The sequence below is a fragment of the Streptomyces sp. P6-2-1 genome, assembly GCF_050613165.1.
GTDB lineage: Bacteria > Actinomycetota > Actinomycetes > Streptomycetales > Streptomycetaceae > Streptomyces.
In genome coordinates, this window is record NZ_CP192513.1 from 6,457,659 (window position 1) to 6,474,506 (window position 16,848).

A 16,848-nucleotide genomic window follows, 5' to 3' on the forward strand; every position below is an offset into this window, starting at 1 on the left:
TCCGGGCGCTGTTCCTCGTTTTTTAGTTTATTAGTAAGAAACGTTGACAGGGTCTTCCGGTGCCCGCACTGTCTGGGGCAGCCAACCCGTCAGGAGACACCAGTGACACCCTCACGTGCCACAACGGCCTCTGCCGCGCTGCTCGCCGCGGCACTCGTCGGCGCCCTCACCCCCGCCGCACAGGCCTCCGCACCGGCCGGCACTCCCGCCTCCGCGCCCGCCGCGTCCCCGGCCGTACCGAAGGCGGAACGTCCGCTCGCGCCCACGCCGTACATGGGCTGGAACACGTACTTCGGGCTCGGCGCGCCGACCGAGAAGGAGGTGAAGAGCGTCGCCGACCACCTCCTGTCCAGTGGTCTGGCCAAGAGCGGGTACGACATCGTCTGGCTCGACGGCGGCTGGCAGGCCGACGAGCCGAGGAACTCCGCGGGCGAACTCGTCGCGCACCCGGGGCGCTTCCCCTCCGGTATCCCCTCCCTCGTCAGCTATCTGCACGCGCGCGGCCTCAAGGCGGGCATCTACACCGACGCGGGTACCTACGACGGCGGCGAGACCTGCGGGCTCGGCAGCCGGGGCCACTACCAGCAGGACGCGCAGCGGTTCGCCGACTGGAAGTTCGACGCCATCAAGGTGGACTTCCTGTGCGGCATCACCGAGAAGGCGGACCCCGAGCCCGCCTTCCGGGAGTTCGGCGCGGCCGTGGCCGCAACCGGGCGGCCCATGCTGCTCAACCTCTGCAACCCGCTGACCGACGACTGGGGAGTGCCGCACACGCCCGCCCAGGACGCCCACAACGCCTACACCTACGGGCCCACGACGGCCGACTCCTGGCGCACCGGCACGGATGTCGCCTACGGGCAGCCCTCGACCGGCCAGTGGCCCAACGTCCTGCGCAACATGGACGGCAACGCCTGGCACCCCGAGGCCCAGAGCCCGGGGCACTACAACGACCCCGACTACCTGATCCCCATGCGCCCGCTCCCGGACGGCACCACCGAGCTGACGCAGGAGGAGTCCACGACGCAGTTCGTGATGTGGGCCGAGATGGCCTCCCCGCTCGTCATCGGCTCCGACCCGCGCACCCTGTCGCGGGAGATGACGGAGACCCTGCGCAACCCGGAGATCATCGCCGTCGACCAGGACCCGCTGGCCGTCCAGGGCGTGCGCGTCGCGAGCGACGCGACCGGGGACGTCTACAGCAAGGTGCTCAAGGGCTCGGGGCGCCGCGCGGTCGTGCTCCTGAACCGCTCGGACGAGGCGGCCGAGCGCACGGTCTCCTTCGCCGACACCGGACTCGACGGGACGGTGCGGGTACGCGACCTGCGTGCGCGCAAGGACCGGGGCGCGCACCGCGGCTCGTACACCGTGCGGGTGCCCGCCCACGGCACCGCCTTCCTGTCGCTCGCGGGCCGCGACACGGCTCCGGGCACCCCGCTCGGCGTCCGCTCCGAAGCGGACCCCTCACTGGTCCGCGACGCGGGCGGTCGCGTCAGCGTCTTCGTACGTGACGAGCGCGGCGGGCTCCGGCAGTTCAGCGGCAGGGACGCGGCGCACCTGACGGGCGGCGCCCGGCTCGGCGGGCCCGTCGGGGGCCGGATCGTCGGGCGGCCCGCCGCCGCGGCGTCCCCCGGCGGCCGCATCGACGTGGCCGTGCGCGGCACGGACGGATACGCGTACCGCAGGACCTTCGACGGGCACCGCTGGGGCGCGTGGTCCAAGGTCGCGGGGGGCAGGATCACCTCGGCCCCGGCCGTGACCGCGCCCTCCGGCACGCTCGGCCCGCAGCTCTTCGCCCGGGACGCCGCGGGAGAACTCGTCACCCGGCGTCCCGACGGCCGGTGGACCTCGCTCGGCCTGCCGCCCGGGCTCGGCCTCTACGACGACCCGGCCGCGGTCGTGGACTCCCTGGGCCGCACCCACGTCGTCGTACGCGCCACCGACGACTCGATGTGGACGCGCGTACGCGGTACGGACGGCGACTGGTCCGCGTGGTCCTCGCTCGGCGGCACCGTGAGCGGCAGCCCCGCGCTGTCGGCCGGAGGCGACACCGTCAGGCTGCTCGCGCGGGCGGGCGACTACACGGTCTGGCAGCGTTCCCTCGTGACCGACGGCACCGGGCAGGACACCTGGTCCGACTGGTCCAGGCGTCCGGAGTTCGCGAGCGCCGCGCTCTCGGGCGCGCCCGGGCTCGCCGCCGAGGGCGACGGTGTGCTGGCCGCCTTCCGCGGCGTCACGGGCGAGGTGCGGATCATCCGGCTCTGACCCGACGTCCGCCTACCGGAACGCGTCGGGCGGCGCCCCTCCCCGCGGGGGGCGCCGCCCTCCTCCGGCGCGCCCTCGGCACCGTCGGACCGCGATCGTTAATAAGAAATAAAATCCTAATTAATATTGACAGCGTTTCAGGCGTTCGTCACTCTGTATCCGCCGAGCGAACACCCGCCCGCCAAGAGACGGGCCCGGGCTTCGCCTCCTCCGGCCATCTCTCCCTGGCCCTCTAGGAGTTCATCCATGAACACCCCCGTACCGAGCCGTCGTGCCGTCCTCACCGGCGCCACCGCGATGGGCGCCGCCGCGCTGCTCAGCGGCTGCGTCACCTCCGGTTCGAGTAGCGGCGGCAGCGCTCAGCAGAAGGGCGGCGCGGTCACCCTCCAGTCGAACCTGTCCGCCCCGCAGGCCAAGGCCGCCATGCAGAAGGTCGTGGACGCCTTCGGCAAGCGTGGGGGCGCGAAGGCCACGCTCAACACCGTCGCCTCCGAGACCTTCCGCACGCAGCTGCCCACGTACCTCACCTCCGCCAACCCGCCGGACGTGCTCACCTGGTACCCCGGCTCGGTGGCCGACGCGTACGCCGGCAAGGACCTGCTCCTCGACGTCAGCGACATCTGGACCAAGCCCGAACTGTCCGGCTACAGCAAGGCGTTGCACAGCCTGTGCACCTCGGCCGCAGGCAAGAAGGTCTTCGTCCCCTCGACGTACTACTGGTGGGGCGTCTTCTACCGGAAGTCGCACTTCGCCAAGTGGGGCGTCAAGGAGCCCAAGACCTGGGACGAGTTCCTGGACCTGTGCGACACGCTCAAGTCGAAGGGTGTCGCCCCCATCGGCCTCGGGGCGGGCGGCAACACGGCCTGGGTCGCCTCCTCGTGGTTCGACTACCTCAACGTCCGTATCAACGGCGCCGAGTACCACCGCGCCCTGCTCGCGGGCAAGCACCGCTTCGACGACCCCGAGGTCCGCAAGGTCTTCGACCGCTGGGACGAGGCCCTGCCCTTCTTCGACAAGAACGGCACCGCCCTCCCCTTCCAGGACGCGACCACGGCGCTGCTCCAGGGCCGTACCGGGATGATGCTCATCGGCACCTTCTTCGCCGACTCCACGCCCAAGGACCAGCTGGACGACATCGACTTCTTCCGCTTCCCCGTCATCGACCCGAAGCTGCCGCTGGTCGAAGAGGCCCCGACGGACGGGTACTTCGCCAGCGCGCACGGCGGCCGGGTCGAGGAGACCAAGGAACTGCTGCGCTACCTGGCCACCGCGGAGGCCCAGGAGACCTACCTCAAGAGTTCGTCGGGCACCTCGCTGCCCACCCACCCCGACGCCAAGGACAGCGGCACCCCGCTGGTGAAGAAGGGCCGGGCGCTCATCGAATCCGCCTCCGACCTCACGCAGTTCTTCAACAGGGACTCCAGCGACGCCCTCGCCCCGACCGCCGACACCGCCCTCCTGCACTACCTCGCGGAGCCGAAGAAGATCGGCTCCGTCCTCACCCGGTGGCAGCGGGACGCGCAGAAGATCTGGAGCCAGTGACATGGCGCTCCTGACCGCGCAAGCTCCCGCGAAGGGCGAGCGGAAGCCCGCACGCGCACGGCGTCGGCGCGGGAGCGGGACCCGGGTCCCGCCCCTGGTCCTCGCCTTCGTCCTCGTGCCGCTGCTCGCCGAGGCGTTCTGGGTCTTCTGGCCCGCCCTCCAGGGCTTCTACCTCTCGCTGACCAAGTGGGACGGCGTCTCGGCGCCGCAGTTCGTCGGCCTCGCCAACTACCGCGAGATGCTGAGCGATTCGATCTTCCACACGGCCGTCATCGACACGCTGCTGTGGCTGCTGCTCTTCGGCGGCCTGTCCGCACTGCTGGGACTCGGCGCCGCACTGCTGCTCCAGCAGGAGCGCAGGGGGGTCGGCTTCTACCGCGCCGCGCTCTTCCTGCCCGTCGTCTTCTCCCTCGTGGCCACGGCTCTCGTGTGGCAGGCCATGTACCAGCCTGACGGACTGATCAACAACCTCCTCGACAGCGTCGGGCTCGGAAACCTCACCCGCTCCTGGCTCGCCGACAAGCACACCGCGCTGTACGCGGTGATCGTGCCCGCCCTGTGGCGCCAGATCGGCTACGTGATGGTGCTCTACCTCGCCGGGCTCAAGGGCATCGACCCGGCGCTGTACGAAGCGGCCAAGGTGGACGGCGCCTCCCGCTTCCAGCAGTTCCGGCACATCACCCTCCCGCAACTGAGCAGCGTCAACGCGGTGGTCCTCTCCGTCATCGTCATCGACTCGCTGCGCTCCTTCGACGTGATGTGGGCCCTCACGCGCGGCGGCCCCTACCACTCCTCCGAACTGCTGAGCACCTACATGTACTCGACCGCCTTCCAGTCCCTGCGGCTGGGCTACGGCTCCGCCCTCGCCGTGGTGATCTTCGTCCTCGCCTTCGGGGTCATCGCCTCCTACCTCGTGCGTGCCTTCAGGGAGGCGGACGCATGAGCGCCCCGGGAACCACGAGGAACACCGTGGGTGGCGTCCTCCTGCGCCGCAGAGCAGCGACCGCGGGCTTCCACCTCGGCGCCGGACTCCTCTCCCTGCTGTGGCTCCTGCCGATCATCCTGGTCCTCGTCACCGCGACCCGCTCCTTCGACGACATCGCCGCGCACGGACTCGGGGGCCTGCCCCACTCCTTCACCCTCGACGGCTTCGGCCAGGCGTGGACCGAGGGCGGCCAGCAACGGGCGCTGATCAACAGCCTCCTGGTGACGATCCCGACGCTGCTGCTCTCCCTCCTGCTCGCCTCCGCGGCGGCCTTCGCCCTCAGCCGCTACGAGGTGCCGGGCCGGCGCAGCCTGCTCCTGCTCATGCTCGGCGGCAACCTGCTGCCCCCGCAGATCCTGCTCATTCCCGTCTCCAAGCTGAGCGAGATGCTCGGTCTGTACGACTCGCTGTACGCCCTCATCGGCGTCCAGGTCGGCTTCGGAGTGGGCTTCTACGTCTTCGTCCTGCACGGCTTCATGCGGGCCATCCCCCCGGAGATCCAGCAGGCCGCGGTGATCGACGGAGCGGGTCCAGGGCAGATCTACTGGCGCATCATCCTGCCGCTCGCCAAGCCGGCGCTGGCCGCCCTCAGCGCCCTGTCCTTCACGTGGATCTTCAACGACCTGCTGTGGGCCATCACCGTGCTGCGCACCGACACCAGGATGCCCATCACCGCCTCGCTCATCGGTCTCCAGGGCGAATACGTCTCGATGTGGAACGTCATCGCGGCCGGTTCCGTCATCGCCGCGGCCCCGACGGTCCTGGTATTCCTGCGCTTTCAGCGCTACTTCGTCGCCGGACTCAACCTGGGAGCCGTCAAGTGAGCACGAACGAGACCACGAGCGGGCCGCACGGGACCGCCACCGGGGAACCGCGCTGGGTGCTGCGCACCGAACGGACCGTCTACGCCGTCACCCTCGGCGGCGACGGGGACGGCGAGGGGCCCGCCGCCGGGCGGTGGCCCGAGCTGTCGGTCTGGGGACCCCGCGGGGCCGAGGACGGTCCCTCGCCGCTGGACTGGTCACGCCGCACCCACTTCCTCACCCCGGCCGACGCGGCCCCCGCCGAGTACATCCCGAGCGGACTGCGGCCCTTCACCGGCGCCGACCTCGTCGTGGCCCGGCCCGACGGGGAACGCGGGGTGTGGTGGCGCTTCGAGGCCGCGGAGCAGGACGAGGACCGCGCCCTCGCCCTCACCTTCCGCGACGAGCACATCGGCCTGCGGGTCGTGCTGCGCTACGCGTGCGTGCCGGGGACCGACGTCGTGCTGCGGTGGACGGAACTGAGCTGCACGGGCGCGGAGCCGCTGCGCCTGGAGCGGCTGGACTCGGCGGCCGTGAACGTACCCGTCGGCGCGCGGGGCGCACGGCTGACCGCGCTGAGCGGCCAGTGGGCGCAGGAGTTCACCCGTACCCGTACCGAACTGACCAGGGGCCGCTTCGAGATCGGGAGCACCCAGGGAGTGCCGGGACACGCCTACGCCCCCTGGCTCGCCGTCCAGGACGCGGCCCTGCCCGAGGAGGGCGACACCCCGACCTACGGGATCGCCCTGGAGTGGTCGGGCAACTGGCACATCAGCGCCGACGCGGAACCCCCCGGCGTGGTGCGGGTGCGCGCGGGGCGGGTCCCGCACGAGGGCGCGGTGCTGCTCCGCCCCGGACAGACGCTCAGCACTCCGCGCCTGGCCTGCGCGTTCAGCCCCGAAGGACTCGGCGGGCTCTCCCGCGTGTGGCACCGCTACGAGCGGCACCTGTCGGGCGACCGCCTGGAGCGCACCCGCAAGGTGCTCTACAACTCCTGGGAAGCCACCTCCTTCGCTGTGGACGCCGACTCGCAGCTGGAACTGGCCCGCGCCGCCGCCGACATGGGCGTGGAACTGTTCGTCGTGGACGACGGCTGGTTCCCCGGCCGCGACGACGACACCGGCGGACTCGGCGACTGGCACCCCGACCCCGCGGCCTTCCCCCGGGGCTTCGGCACCTTCGTCGACGAGGTACGGGCCCTCGGCATGGACTTCGGCCTCTGGGTCGAGCCCGAGGCGGTGAGCCCGCGCTCACGCCTGTACGCGGAGCACCCGGAGTGGGTGTACCGCGTGGAGGGGCGCCCCTCGCGGCTCGTGCGCAACCAGCTGCTGCTCGACCTCGGGCGCGAGGAGGTGCAGGAGTTCGTCCTCGCGACGCTCGACCAGCTGCTGGACGAGTACGCCGTCTCGTACCTGAAGTGGGACATGAACCGGCCCCCGACCGAACGCGGCCGGCCCGGCACCCGCCCGGCGGACACCGATCTCGACGCCCAGCACGTCGCGGGGTACCTGCGCGTGCTCGACCACCTCAGGCAGCGGCACCCGCACGTCACGGTCGAGGGGTGCGCGGGCGGCGGCGGGCGCGTCGAGCACGCGACCCTGGCCAGGACCGACGTCGTCTGGCCGAGCGACAACACCGCGCCGCTCGACCGGCTCGCCATCCAGTACGGCTACCTGCACGCCCACGCCCCGCACACGATGAGCGCCTGGGTGACCGACTCGCCCGGCATCTTCGACCCCCGCCCGCGGTCGCTCGACTTCCGCTTCGTCAGCGCCCTGTCCGGCGTGCTCGGGATCGGCGCGGACATCCGGCGGTGGCCGGCCGCGCGACGCGCCCGCGCGGCCGAGTGGATCGCGCGGTACAAGGACGTGCGCACCCTCGTGCACCACGGCGACGTCCACCTGCTCGGCACCCCCGACGACGCCACGTACGGGACCCAGCACACCGCCCCCGACGGCGGCAGGATCGTGGTCACCGCCCTCAGCACCGGGCGCCTGGACGGCGCCCCGCTGATTCCCGGGCGCCCCGCGCGGCTGCGGCTGCGCGGTCTCGACCCGGCCGACAGGTACCGGGACGAGAACTCGGGCCGCGAGTACGGCGCGGCCCACCTCCTGCACGCCGGGCTGCCCTTCGCCTGGAGCGCGGAGCACGACGCCGAACTCGTCGTCCTGTCCCGGCTCGCGCGCAGGACCGCCGCCACCCCCGCCGCCTCGCGCGCGGCCCGTCCGAAGGAGCAGACACGCCCATGAACAGCGCAGCCCGATTCACCGACAAGGTGGCCGTCGTCACCGGTGCCGCGTCCGGCATCGGCGCGGCGACCGCGCGCAGGCTCGCCGACGAGGGCGCGGCCGTGGTGCTCGCCGACGTCGCCGAGGCGGCCGGTGAGCACGTCGCCGCCGCGATACGCGAGGGGGGCGGACGCGCCGCCTTCGTCGGCGCCGACGTCTCCGAGGCCGCCGCGTGGGACCGCGTCCTGGAGGCCGCGCACCGCTTCGGTCCTGTCGACGTGCTCGTGAGCAACGCGTACACGGTCGAGGTGCTGCCCGCGCACGAGCTGACACTGGCTTCGTGGGAGCGCCAGCTCTCGGTCAATCTCACCGGCACCTTCCTCGGCGTCAAGGCGGTCCTGCCCGACCTGCGGGAGCGGCGCGGCGCGCTCGTGCTGACCTCATCGGTCCACGCCCACAAGGGCATCCCTGGCCACCCGGCCTACGCGGCGACGAAGGGCGCGCTGCTGTCGCTCGGCGGTCAGCTCGCCGTCGAGTACGGGCCCGAGGTCCGCGTGAACACGGTGCTCCCCGGGCCGGTCCTCACCGCCGCGTGGGACAGGGTCTCGCCCGAGGACCGCGCGCGCAGCGTCGCCGAGACCGCGGTGGGACGCTTCGGCACACCGGGAGAGGTGGCGGCGGCCATCGCCTTCCTCGCGGCCGACGAAGCCGGCTTCGTCACCGGTGCCAGTCTTCTGGTGGACGGCGGCTGGAGCGTCGTCAAGGCGTCCGCTTGAGTGGTCGGCAGCCGGGTCCTGGCCCGCACGAACTGAGAGGGAGAACGACATGACGCCATACGCGCGTCGCGGAGTGCACGGGCAGACAGTGGAGACGCTCGCGCGCCGGGTGCTCAGCGGAGAGTTCCCCGAGGGGGCCACCCTCGACCTGGTCGGGCTCCAGACCGAGCTGGACGTGAGCCTGACCACGCTGCGCGAGTCCCTGAAGGTGCTCGCGGCGAAGGGCATGGTGGACGCGCGCCAGAAGCGCGGCACCTTCGTACGCGCCCGCGCGCACTGGAACCTGCTCGACGCGGACGTCCTGCGCTGGCAGTTCACCGACAGCGCGGGCTCGGGCGCCGACGACGGACTGCTGCACGACCTCAACGAGGTGCGCGGCATCATCGAGCCCGCCGCGGCGCGGCTCGCCGCGCTGCGCCGTACCGACGCCGACATCGCCGCGCTCGACGCCGCGCTGGAGGCGATGGGCGCCGACGGCGACGCGCGGCACGCCGTCACCGCTGACCTCGCCTTCCACCGGGCACTGCTCGCCGCGACCCACAACGAGCTGCTCGACCGCATGGAGATGGTCATCGAGTCCGGGCTCGCGCACCGCGACGAGATCGTGCACTCCTCCTCGCTCGGCGAGGACCCGCTGCCCAGCCACCGTGCCGTGGTGGACGCGATACGGGCGGGCGACGCCGCCGGGGCCGAGCGGGCCATGCGCGCCCTGCTCGACCAGGCGTTGCGCGACCTCGGCAAGGTCCACAACCCGCCGGAAGGACCGCAGGCCCCGGTGGACCGTACTACTGCGAAGGACCGGAAAACCTCGTGAAGATAGTCCGTCTGGAGACGTTCCTCGTCCCGCCCCGGTGGCTGTTCTGCCGGATCGAGACCGACGAGGGGATCGTCGGGTGGGGGGAACCGGTGGTCGAGGGGCGGGCGGAAGTCGTCCGGGCGGCCGTCGACGTGCTCGCCGAGTACCTCGTCGGCAAGGACCCGCTGCGCGTCGAGGACCACTGGCAGGTCATGACCAAGGGCGGCTTCTACCGGGGCGGCCCGGTCCTCTCCAGCGCGGTGGCCGGCGTCGACCAGGCACTGTGGGACATCGCGGGCAAGACGTACGGCGTCCCGGTGCACGCGCTGCTGGGCGGACCGGTCAGGGACCGGGTACGGGTGTACGCGTGGGTGGGCGGCGACGAGCCCGGGCGGCTCGCCGAGGAGATCCAGGAGCAGGTCGACGCGGGCTTCACCGCCGTCAAGATGAACGCGGCCGGTCGTACGAGCGCCATCGGCACCCCGGAGGAGACCGCCGAGGTCGTCGCCCGCGTGACCACCGCGCGCGAGGTCCTCGGGAGCGGCCGGGACGTGGCGGTGGACTTCCACGGCCGCTTCGCCCCGGCGGCCGCGCGGCGCGTGCTGCACGCCATCGCGCCGCTGCACCCCCTCTTCGTGGAGGAACCGCTGCTGCCGGAACAGGGGCACCTGCTCCCCGGTCTCGTCACGGCGGCGGGCCCGGTGCCCATCGCCACCGGCGAACGGCTCTACGGGCGCACCGAGTTCCTGCCCGCCCTCAACGCCGGCATCGCCGTCGCCCAGCCCGACCTCTCGCACGCGGGCGGCATCTCCGAGGTGCGCCGTATCGCCTCGCTCGCCGACACCTACGGCGCCCTGCTCGCCCCGCACTGCCCGCTCGGCCCGGTGGCACTCGCGGCCAGCCTCCAGGTCGCCTTCTCCACACCGAACTTCCTGATCCAGGAACAGAGCAGGGGCATCCACTACAACAAGGCGGCCGACCTGCTGTCCTGGGTGCTGGACCCCGAGCCGTTCCGCTTCGTGGACGGGCACGCCGAGCGCACGACGCGACCGGGTCTCGGCGTCGAGATCGACGAGGCGGCGGTGCGCGCGGCCGACCGCGACGGCCATCGCTGGCGCAACCCCGTGTGGCGCCACGAGGACGGGGCCTTCGCGGAATGGTGAGCGGGAAGGGGGAGGGCGGCGATCGGCGGGAGGCGCCGGTGGTGGGCGAGGAGGAGCCGCGCACGCGGGCCACGACGGACCCCGCGCACGGCGGACGGTGGACCTCGCTGCGGGCCGGTGGCCGCGAGTGGCTGTGGCACCGCGAGGAACCCCGTCGCGCGGGCGTCCGGCCGGGGGACGCCTTCGCCGACGCGGGCGGCCTGGAGGAGTGCCTGCCCACGATCCGCGGCCTGCCCGACCACGGCGACGTGTGGAGCAGGGCCTGGCGACGATCCGCGGGCGAGGAATCCGTCGCGACGGCGGACTTCCGTCTCTCGCGGCGCCTCGCCCCCGGGCCGGACCCGCGCGTCCTCGTGGCGCACTACCGCCTGACGGCCGCGCCCGGCTACTCCTTCCTGTGGGCGGCGCACGCCCTCCTCGACCTCTCCGCCGACGCGCGGATCGTCCTTCCGGCCGGGGCGCCGCTGCGGCTGTACCCGGACGGCGGTGACCGCTGGCTGCCGGGGGAGTGGCCCACCGTCCAGGGACACCGCGTCGACCGGCTCGGGCCCGACGACGGGACCGCGGTCGGCGCCGTCGTCGAGGTGCCCGATGTGGTGGTACGGGACGGGCCGCACGCGCTGCGCCTGCGCGTCGAGGCCGAGGGGCAGCCCGTCTCCGTCGCCCTGTGGCGCAACCTCGGCGGCTTCCCCGAGGAGGCCCCGTACCGCTCCGTGGGCGTCGAGCCGATGCTCGGCCGGGTCTTCGACCTCGCCGCGGCCGGCGCCCACGAGTCCGCCCGCGTACCGGAGTCGGGCGAGGTGCGCTGGCGCCTGACCGTGGAGGCGGCGGCCGACGAGCCGTAGGGGCGCGGGGGACGGGGTACGGGGTACGGGGGCGGTGCGCCGCTTCCGTACCGCGTCCCCGCGCCTACCCGTACCGCTTCCGTGCCGCGTCGCCGCGCCCACCCGTACCGCCGCCGCGCCCACTTCCGGCTGCCCGTACCGTCCCCGCGCGGTCGCGCGGGGCACCCCTCTTCGCTGATCGATCCTGGGAGCAACGCCATGACACCCACCGACCTGCTGGACGCCCTGCGCCGGTACCGCCTGCTGGCGATCGTGCGCGGCAACGACCCGGACGCCTCGCTCGCCGCCGTCCTCGCGCTCGCGCGGGAGGGGGTCCCGCTCATCGAGGTGTCCCTTTCGGGGGCCGGGGCCCTGGACGTCCTCGCGCGGGCCCGTTCCGTGCTCGGCCCCGGCGCCCCGCTCGGCGCGGGCACGGTCCTGACCGCGGCCGAGGCCCGCGAGGCGCGCGACGCGGGCGCCGGCTACCTCGTGACCCCGGGCGTGAGCGAGGCCGTCGCAGCGGGTGCCGCGCTCGGTCTTCCCGTGCTCGCCGGGGTCATGACCCCCACGGACATCCTGGCCGCCCGGGACCGGGGCGCCACCGCCTACAAGGTCTTCCCCGCCTCGTACGCGGGCGGGCCGGGCTACCTGCGCGCGCTGCGCGGCCCCTTCCCCGCGCTGCCGTTCGTGCCGGTGGGCGGCGTGGACACGGAGGCGGCCCGCGACCATCTCGCGGCCGGGGCGCTCGCGGTCGGGGTGGGCTCGCCGCTGCTCGGCGACGCGGCCGACGAGGGCGGCGACCTGGCGGCGCTGTGCGAACGCGCCCGCGTTTACCGCGAGTTGACCGAGAACGCGGAGGACGGGCGATGAGCGCGACGGGGCCGGGCGGCGCGGCCGTGGTGTGCGTCGGCGAGACGATGGCGGCCCTCGCCCCCGAACCTGTGGGCCCGCTCGACGCCGCTGACCTGCTGCGCCTGGAGGTCGCGGGCTCGGAGTCGAACGTCGCGATGTACCTGGCCGCGCTCGGCACGCCCGCGCGCTGGGTCTCCGCCGTCGGCGACGACCCCTTCGGCCGCCTGGTGCTGCGCAGGGTGGCCGCCGCGGGGGCGGACGTCTCGGGGGTACGGACCGTCGCCGGCCGGCCCACGGGGCTCATGGCCAAGGACCCCGGCGCGGAGGGCGCCACCCGCGTGCACTACTACCGGAGCGCCTCGGCGGCGGCCGGGCTCGGCCCCGAACTGCTCGCGGAGGCTCCCGTGCGCGAGGCCCGGCTGCTTCACCTGAGCGGTATCACGCCTGCCCTGTCTCCGAGTTGCCGGGCGCTCGTGGAGGAAGCCCTCGCTCAGGGACGCGACAGGGGGCGGCTCGTCTCCTTCGACGTCAACCACCGTCCGGCCCTGTGGCGGGGGCGCCAGGAGGCGGCGCGGGTCCTGCGGGATCTCGCGGACCGGGCCGACCTCGTCTTCGTCGGCCTCGACGAGGCGCAGGGCCTGTGGGGCGGCCCCCGCGCCGTTCCCGACGCGAGCGCGGTGCGCGACCTCCTGCCCGCTCCCGCGACGCTCGTCGTCAAGGACGGCGCCGTGGCCGCGACGCTCTTCGAGGGGGAGACGCGGTGCGTGGTGCCCGCGCCGCGGGTGCGCGTGAAGGAACCCGTCGGAGCCGGTGACGCCTTCGCCGCCGGTTTCCTCGCGGCGCGGTTCGGGCCCGGGGCCACGCGGGACCCGGTACGGGCGCTGCGCCTCGGCCACCTCACGGCCGCTTCGGCCCTCGCGGTCGTGGCCGACCACGGCCCGCTGCTGCCGCCGGAACGACAGCGGGCGCTGCTCGCCGCGGACGAGGAGGAGTGGGCGAGAACGCTGCTCCAGTTCCGCTGAGCCGGGGACCGCGCTCCCCGATCGGACCGCCGGGGCGTTCTCGTCCTCGGCGCGTGCGCGGACACGCGACCCGGCGGCTTCCCCGTCGCGCTCGTCACCCCTGACGAGCGAGGTACGCGGCACCGCGGTCCCGGGCCGGTCCTCGGTGCCGGGCCCCACCCCCTCGGGGCGTCGTCACCGCCGCACCCGGCTCACCTCAAGGGGCGCGGACGGCTCCTGTCCGCGTCGGCATCCCAGGAGGGCGGGGCCTCCCCGCTCCGGAACGCCTGTGCGTCCCACGTCCCTTCCAGTCGTGCGGACAGCCAACTCGGCGCCGCAGCGCGGAAGTCGGCAGGTGCGAGTGCCCCCGCGCCCTCCGGCAGCGCGCCGAGCAGGGGCGCTCCCGCCACCTCAGGGAGGTCGGCCACGTTGCAGCGCGAGGCCAGATCAGGGACGGCGGGCCAGCTGCCGATCACCATGCCCAGCAGGGCGATTCCCCGGGAACGGAGTTCACGGGCCGTCAGTTCCGTGATGTTGAGCGTGCCCAGGCCCGCCGACGTCACGACCAGGACCGGGGCGTCGAGCAGCCGGGCCGCGTCCGCCAGGGTGGTGCCCTCCTCGTCGAACCGCACGAGCAGCCCGCCCGCGCCCTCGACCAGTACCACGTCGTGCTCGGTGGCCAGCTTCTGTGCCGCTTCCGCCACGTCGTGCGGACGCACCGGAGCCCTTCCGGCCCGGCGCGCCGCAGTGCCGGGCGCCAGCGGCTCCGGGTACCTGGCGAGTTCGGCCACCGTCACGGCACCGGCGAGCCGGGCGACCTCGTCGGCGTCGCCGCGCTCGTCCGGCCGCAGACCCGTCTGGGCGGGCTTGAGGACGGCCACCGTGCTGCCGGCCGCGAGTGCCGCGGCGGCGACCGCCGCCGTGGTGAGCGTCTTGCCGACCTCGGTGCCCGTGCCCGTGATCACCAGTACCGTCATGTCATCCCTCCCGCGCCGCCGCGCACACCGCGCGGGTGATCCGCGCCAGGTCGGCGTTGCCGATGACGTACGGCGGCATGGTGTAAATGAGGTCGCGGAACGGCCGCAGCCACACGCCCTCGCGTACGGCCGCGTCCGTGGCGGCCTTCATGTCGATGTCGTGGTCGAGCTGGACCACGCCGATGGCGCCGAGGACGCGGACGTCCCGGACGCCGGGGATCTCCGCCGCGCGGGCCAGGCCGTCCCGCAGGCCCTCCTCGATGCGCTTGACCTCCGTCGGCCAGTCCTGGCTCAGCAGCAGTTCGAGCGAGGCGCAGGCCACGGCCGCCGCCAGCGGGTTGCCCATGAAGGTCGGCCCGTGGGCCAGGACGGGCACCTCGCCGCGCGAGATGCCCTCGGCGACGCCCGGGGTGCACAGTGTCGCCGCCATCGTCATGTAGCCGCCGGTCAGCGCCTTGCCCACGCACATCACGTCCGGTGTCACCCGCGCGTGGTCCGCGGCGAACAGCGCCCCCGTGCGGCCGAAGCCGGTGGCGATCTCGTCGAACACCAGCAGCACGTCATGGGCGTCGCACGCCTCGCGCAGCACCCGCAGATACGCGGGGGAGTGGAACCGCATCCCGCCCGCGCCCTGCACCACCGGCTCCACGATCACCGCGGCCAGCTCGTGCGCGTGCCGCCCGATCAGCGCGCGCAGACGCGTGGCGTAGCCCTCCTCGTACTCCGCGGGGGGAGCGTCGGCGAACACCTGGCGCGGCAGCACTCCCGACCACAGCTCGTGCATCCCGCCCTCGGGGTCGCACACCGACATCGGCTGCCAGGTGTCGCCGTGGTAGCCGCCGCGCCAGGTCAGCAGGCGCCGCTTCGCCGGGCGGCCGAGTGAGCGCCAGTACTGAAGACACATCTTCACGGCGACCTCGACCGACACCGAGCCGGAGTCGGCGAGGAAGACGTGCTCCAGGCCCTCGGGAGTCACGTCGGCAAGGAGCTTGGCCAGGCGTACGGCGGGCTCGTGCGTGAGCCCGCCGAACATCACATGACTCATCCTGCCGAGCTGCTCGCGCGCGGCCTCGTTGAGCACGGGGTGGTTGTAGCCGTGGATCGCCGACCACCAGGACGACATCCCGTCGATCAGCTCGCCCAAGCCGTCCGCCAGGCGCAGCCGTACGCCGCTCGCCGACGCGACGACGAGCGGTTCCGCACGGCCGGGCATCGGGCCGTAGGGATGCCAGACGTGCCGCCGGTCCAGTTCCCGCAGCTGGGGGAGGGGCAGTGAGGTCGCGTCAGGCATTGGGCACGATATCCGTTCCCGCACCCCGACGGCGTACGGCCACCAGGTCCCGGCGCACCTCGTCCGCCCGCGGCGCGGAAGCCGAACCGCGGACGCCCGCGCCCTCCTGGGAGCCGCAGACCCCGCCCTCCTGCGCGCCGCATCCCGTGCCGGTGCTCTCGTGCGCGCCGCATCCCGTGCCCGTGCTCTCGTGCGCGCCGCATCCCGTGCCCGTGCTCTCGCGGGGCCCGCGGTCGTCCGCCGTGGTCCGGTCCCGGTGTCCCGGCAGTGTGTCCTCGCCCGGGGCCTCCACCTCGAAGCCCGCGTCCGTGATCATCTCCAGGTCGGCCCGGCCCGCCTGTCCCTCGCTGGTGAGGTAGTCGCCGAGGAAGATCGAGTTGGCGATGTTCAGGGCCAGGGGCTGCATCGAGCGCAGATGGACCTCCCGGCCGCCCGCGATACGGACCTCGGCGTCAGGGCACACGAACCGCACCATCGCGAGGATGCGCAGACACCGCCGCGGGGTGAGGTTCCACTCCCGCGCGAGCGGGGTGCCCTCCATCGGGATCAGGAAGTTCACCGGCACCGAGTCGGGGTCGAGAGCGCGCAGCGAGAAGACGACGTCGACCAGATCCTCGTCGCTCTCGCCCATGCCCGCGATCAGACCGGAGCAGGCGGACAGCCCGGCCGCGTGCGCCTTGCGCACGGTGGCGACGCGATCGGCGTAGGTGTGGGTCGTCGTGATGTCGCCGTACGCCGACTCGGAGGTATTGAGGTTGTGGTTGTAGGCGTCCGCGCCCGCTTCGCGCAGCCGGTCGGCCTGACCCTCGGAGAGCAGACCGAGGCAGGCGCACACCTCGACACCCTCGTGCCGGTCCTTGATCGCCTTGATGGTGCCCGCGACCCGGTCGACGTCCCGGTCCGTCGGCCCCCGGCCGGAGGCCACCAGGCAGACCCGCTTGGCGCCGCCCGCCACACCGGCCGCCGCGACCTTCGAGGCGTCGTCGGGTTTCAGCCAGGTGTACTTCAGGATGTCGGCCGTGGAGCCGAGGCGCTGCGAGCAGTAGGAACAGTCCTCGGGGCACAGCCCCGACTTGAGGTTGACGAGGTAGTTGAGCTTCACCCGCCGCCCGAACCAGTGCCGGCGCACTCTTCCGGCCGCGGCGACGACATCCAGCAGATCGTCGTCGGATGTGGCGAGGACGGCGAGTGCTTCGGCGCGGGTCGGCAGCTCGCGCCGAAGACCCTTGCCCACGAGCGTGTTCAGCAGGTTCATGAGGCCCGATCCTGCCCTAAGGGAGCACCTGCGGGCATGGAGAACTCACACAAAACATGGAGGCGAGTATGTGGGTAAAACCACAGCATGAGC

At 73.3% G+C, this 16,848-nt stretch carries 14 protein-coding genes; 11 read left to right on the forward strand and 3 right to left on the reverse strand.

What is annotated here, in order from left to right:
* Positions 1-102 precede the first annotated feature (102 nt).
* The 11 genes from ACQYWQ_RS27245 to ACQYWQ_RS27295 all read left to right on the forward strand — a co-directional run bounded on the left by ACQYWQ_RS27245 (position 103) and on the right by ACQYWQ_RS27295 (position 13,253).
* The gene (locus ACQYWQ_RS27245) at positions 103-2,262 is read left to right on the forward strand and encodes a glycoside hydrolase family 27 protein (protein WP_431038277.1); all 2,160 of its coding nucleotides are present in this window, start codon (positions 103-105) and stop codon (positions 2,260-2,262) included.
* Positions 2,263-2,508: 246 nt separating this feature from the next.
* Positions 2,509-3,804, forward strand: coding sequence for an ABC transporter substrate-binding protein (locus ACQYWQ_RS27250; protein WP_431038279.1), 1,296 nt, complete (start codon positions 2,509-2,511; stop codon positions 3,802-3,804).
* 1 nt (position 3,805) lies between these two features.
* Complete coding sequence (locus ACQYWQ_RS27255) at positions 3,806-4,747, forward strand: carbohydrate ABC transporter permease (protein ID WP_431038281.1); 942 nt, start codon at positions 3,806-3,808, stop codon at positions 4,745-4,747.
* Positions 4,744-5,613, forward strand: coding sequence for a carbohydrate ABC transporter permease (locus ACQYWQ_RS27260; RefSeq protein WP_431038283.1), 870 nt, complete (start codon positions 4,744-4,746; stop codon positions 5,611-5,613). The genes ACQYWQ_RS27255 and ACQYWQ_RS27260 overlap by 4 nt, the downstream gene beginning before the upstream one ends.
* Complete coding sequence (locus tag ACQYWQ_RS27265) at positions 5,610-7,841, forward strand: alpha-galactosidase (RefSeq protein WP_431038284.1); 2,232 nt, start codon at positions 5,610-5,612, stop codon at positions 7,839-7,841. Before ACQYWQ_RS27260 ends, ACQYWQ_RS27265 begins: the two co-directional genes overlap by 4 nt.
* Complete coding sequence (locus ACQYWQ_RS27270; RefSeq protein ID WP_431038286.1) at positions 7,838-8,596, forward strand: SDR family NAD(P)-dependent oxidoreductase; 759 nt, start codon at positions 7,838-7,840, stop codon at positions 8,594-8,596. The genes ACQYWQ_RS27265 and ACQYWQ_RS27270 overlap by 4 nt, the downstream gene beginning before the upstream one ends.
* Positions 8,597-8,645: 49 nt before the next feature.
* Entirely contained in the window at positions 8,646-9,410 is a 765-nt protein-coding gene (locus tag ACQYWQ_RS27275; protein ID WP_431038287.1) for a FadR/GntR family transcriptional regulator, read from the forward strand.
* Positions 9,407-10,555, forward strand: coding sequence for a galactonate dehydratase (gene dgoD, locus ACQYWQ_RS27280; protein WP_431038289.1), 1,149 nt, complete (start codon positions 9,407-9,409; stop codon positions 10,553-10,555). Before ACQYWQ_RS27275 ends, dgoD begins: the two co-directional genes overlap by 4 nt.
* On the forward strand, positions 10,549-11,400 hold the full coding sequence (locus tag ACQYWQ_RS27285; protein WP_431038291.1) for a hypothetical protein: 852 nt from the start codon (positions 10,549-10,551) through the stop codon (positions 11,398-11,400). Before dgoD ends, ACQYWQ_RS27285 begins: the two co-directional genes overlap by 7 nt.
* A 198-nt stretch (positions 11,401-11,598) precedes the next feature.
* Positions 11,599-12,249 carry a bifunctional 4-hydroxy-2-oxoglutarate aldolase/2-dehydro-3-deoxy-phosphogluconate aldolase gene (locus ACQYWQ_RS27290; protein ID WP_431038292.1) on the forward strand — a complete coding sequence of 217 codons (651 nt, stop codon included), beginning with the start codon at positions 11,599-11,601 and terminating at the stop codon, positions 12,247-12,249.
* The gene (locus tag ACQYWQ_RS27295; RefSeq protein WP_431038293.1) at positions 12,246-13,253 is read left to right on the forward strand and encodes a sugar kinase; all 1,008 of its coding nucleotides are present in this window, start codon (positions 12,246-12,248) and stop codon (positions 13,251-13,253) included. Before ACQYWQ_RS27290 ends, ACQYWQ_RS27295 begins: the two co-directional genes overlap by 4 nt.
* 191 nt (positions 13,254-13,444) lie before the next feature.
* Here the strand turns inward: ACQYWQ_RS27295 and bioD are convergent, their stop codons facing one another.
* The 3 genes from bioD to bioB are packed head-to-tail and all read right to left on the reverse strand — an operon-like array spanning position 13,445 to position 16,755.
* Entirely contained in the window at positions 13,445-14,209 is a 765-nt protein-coding gene (gene bioD / locus ACQYWQ_RS27300; protein WP_431038295.1) for a dethiobiotin synthase, read from the reverse strand.
* Position 14,210: 1 nt separating this feature from the next.
* On the reverse strand, positions 14,211-15,500 hold the full coding sequence (locus ACQYWQ_RS27305) for an adenosylmethionine--8-amino-7-oxononanoate transaminase (protein WP_431038296.1): 1,290 nt from the start codon (positions 15,498-15,500) through the stop codon (positions 14,211-14,213).
* A complete protein-coding gene (gene bioB, locus ACQYWQ_RS27310) occupies positions 15,493-16,755 on the reverse strand; it encodes a biotin synthase BioB (RefSeq protein ID WP_431038298.1) in 1,263 nt (420 codons plus the stop codon). Before bioB ends, ACQYWQ_RS27305 begins: the two co-directional genes overlap by 8 nt.
* Positions 16,756-16,848: the final 93 nt, after the last annotated feature.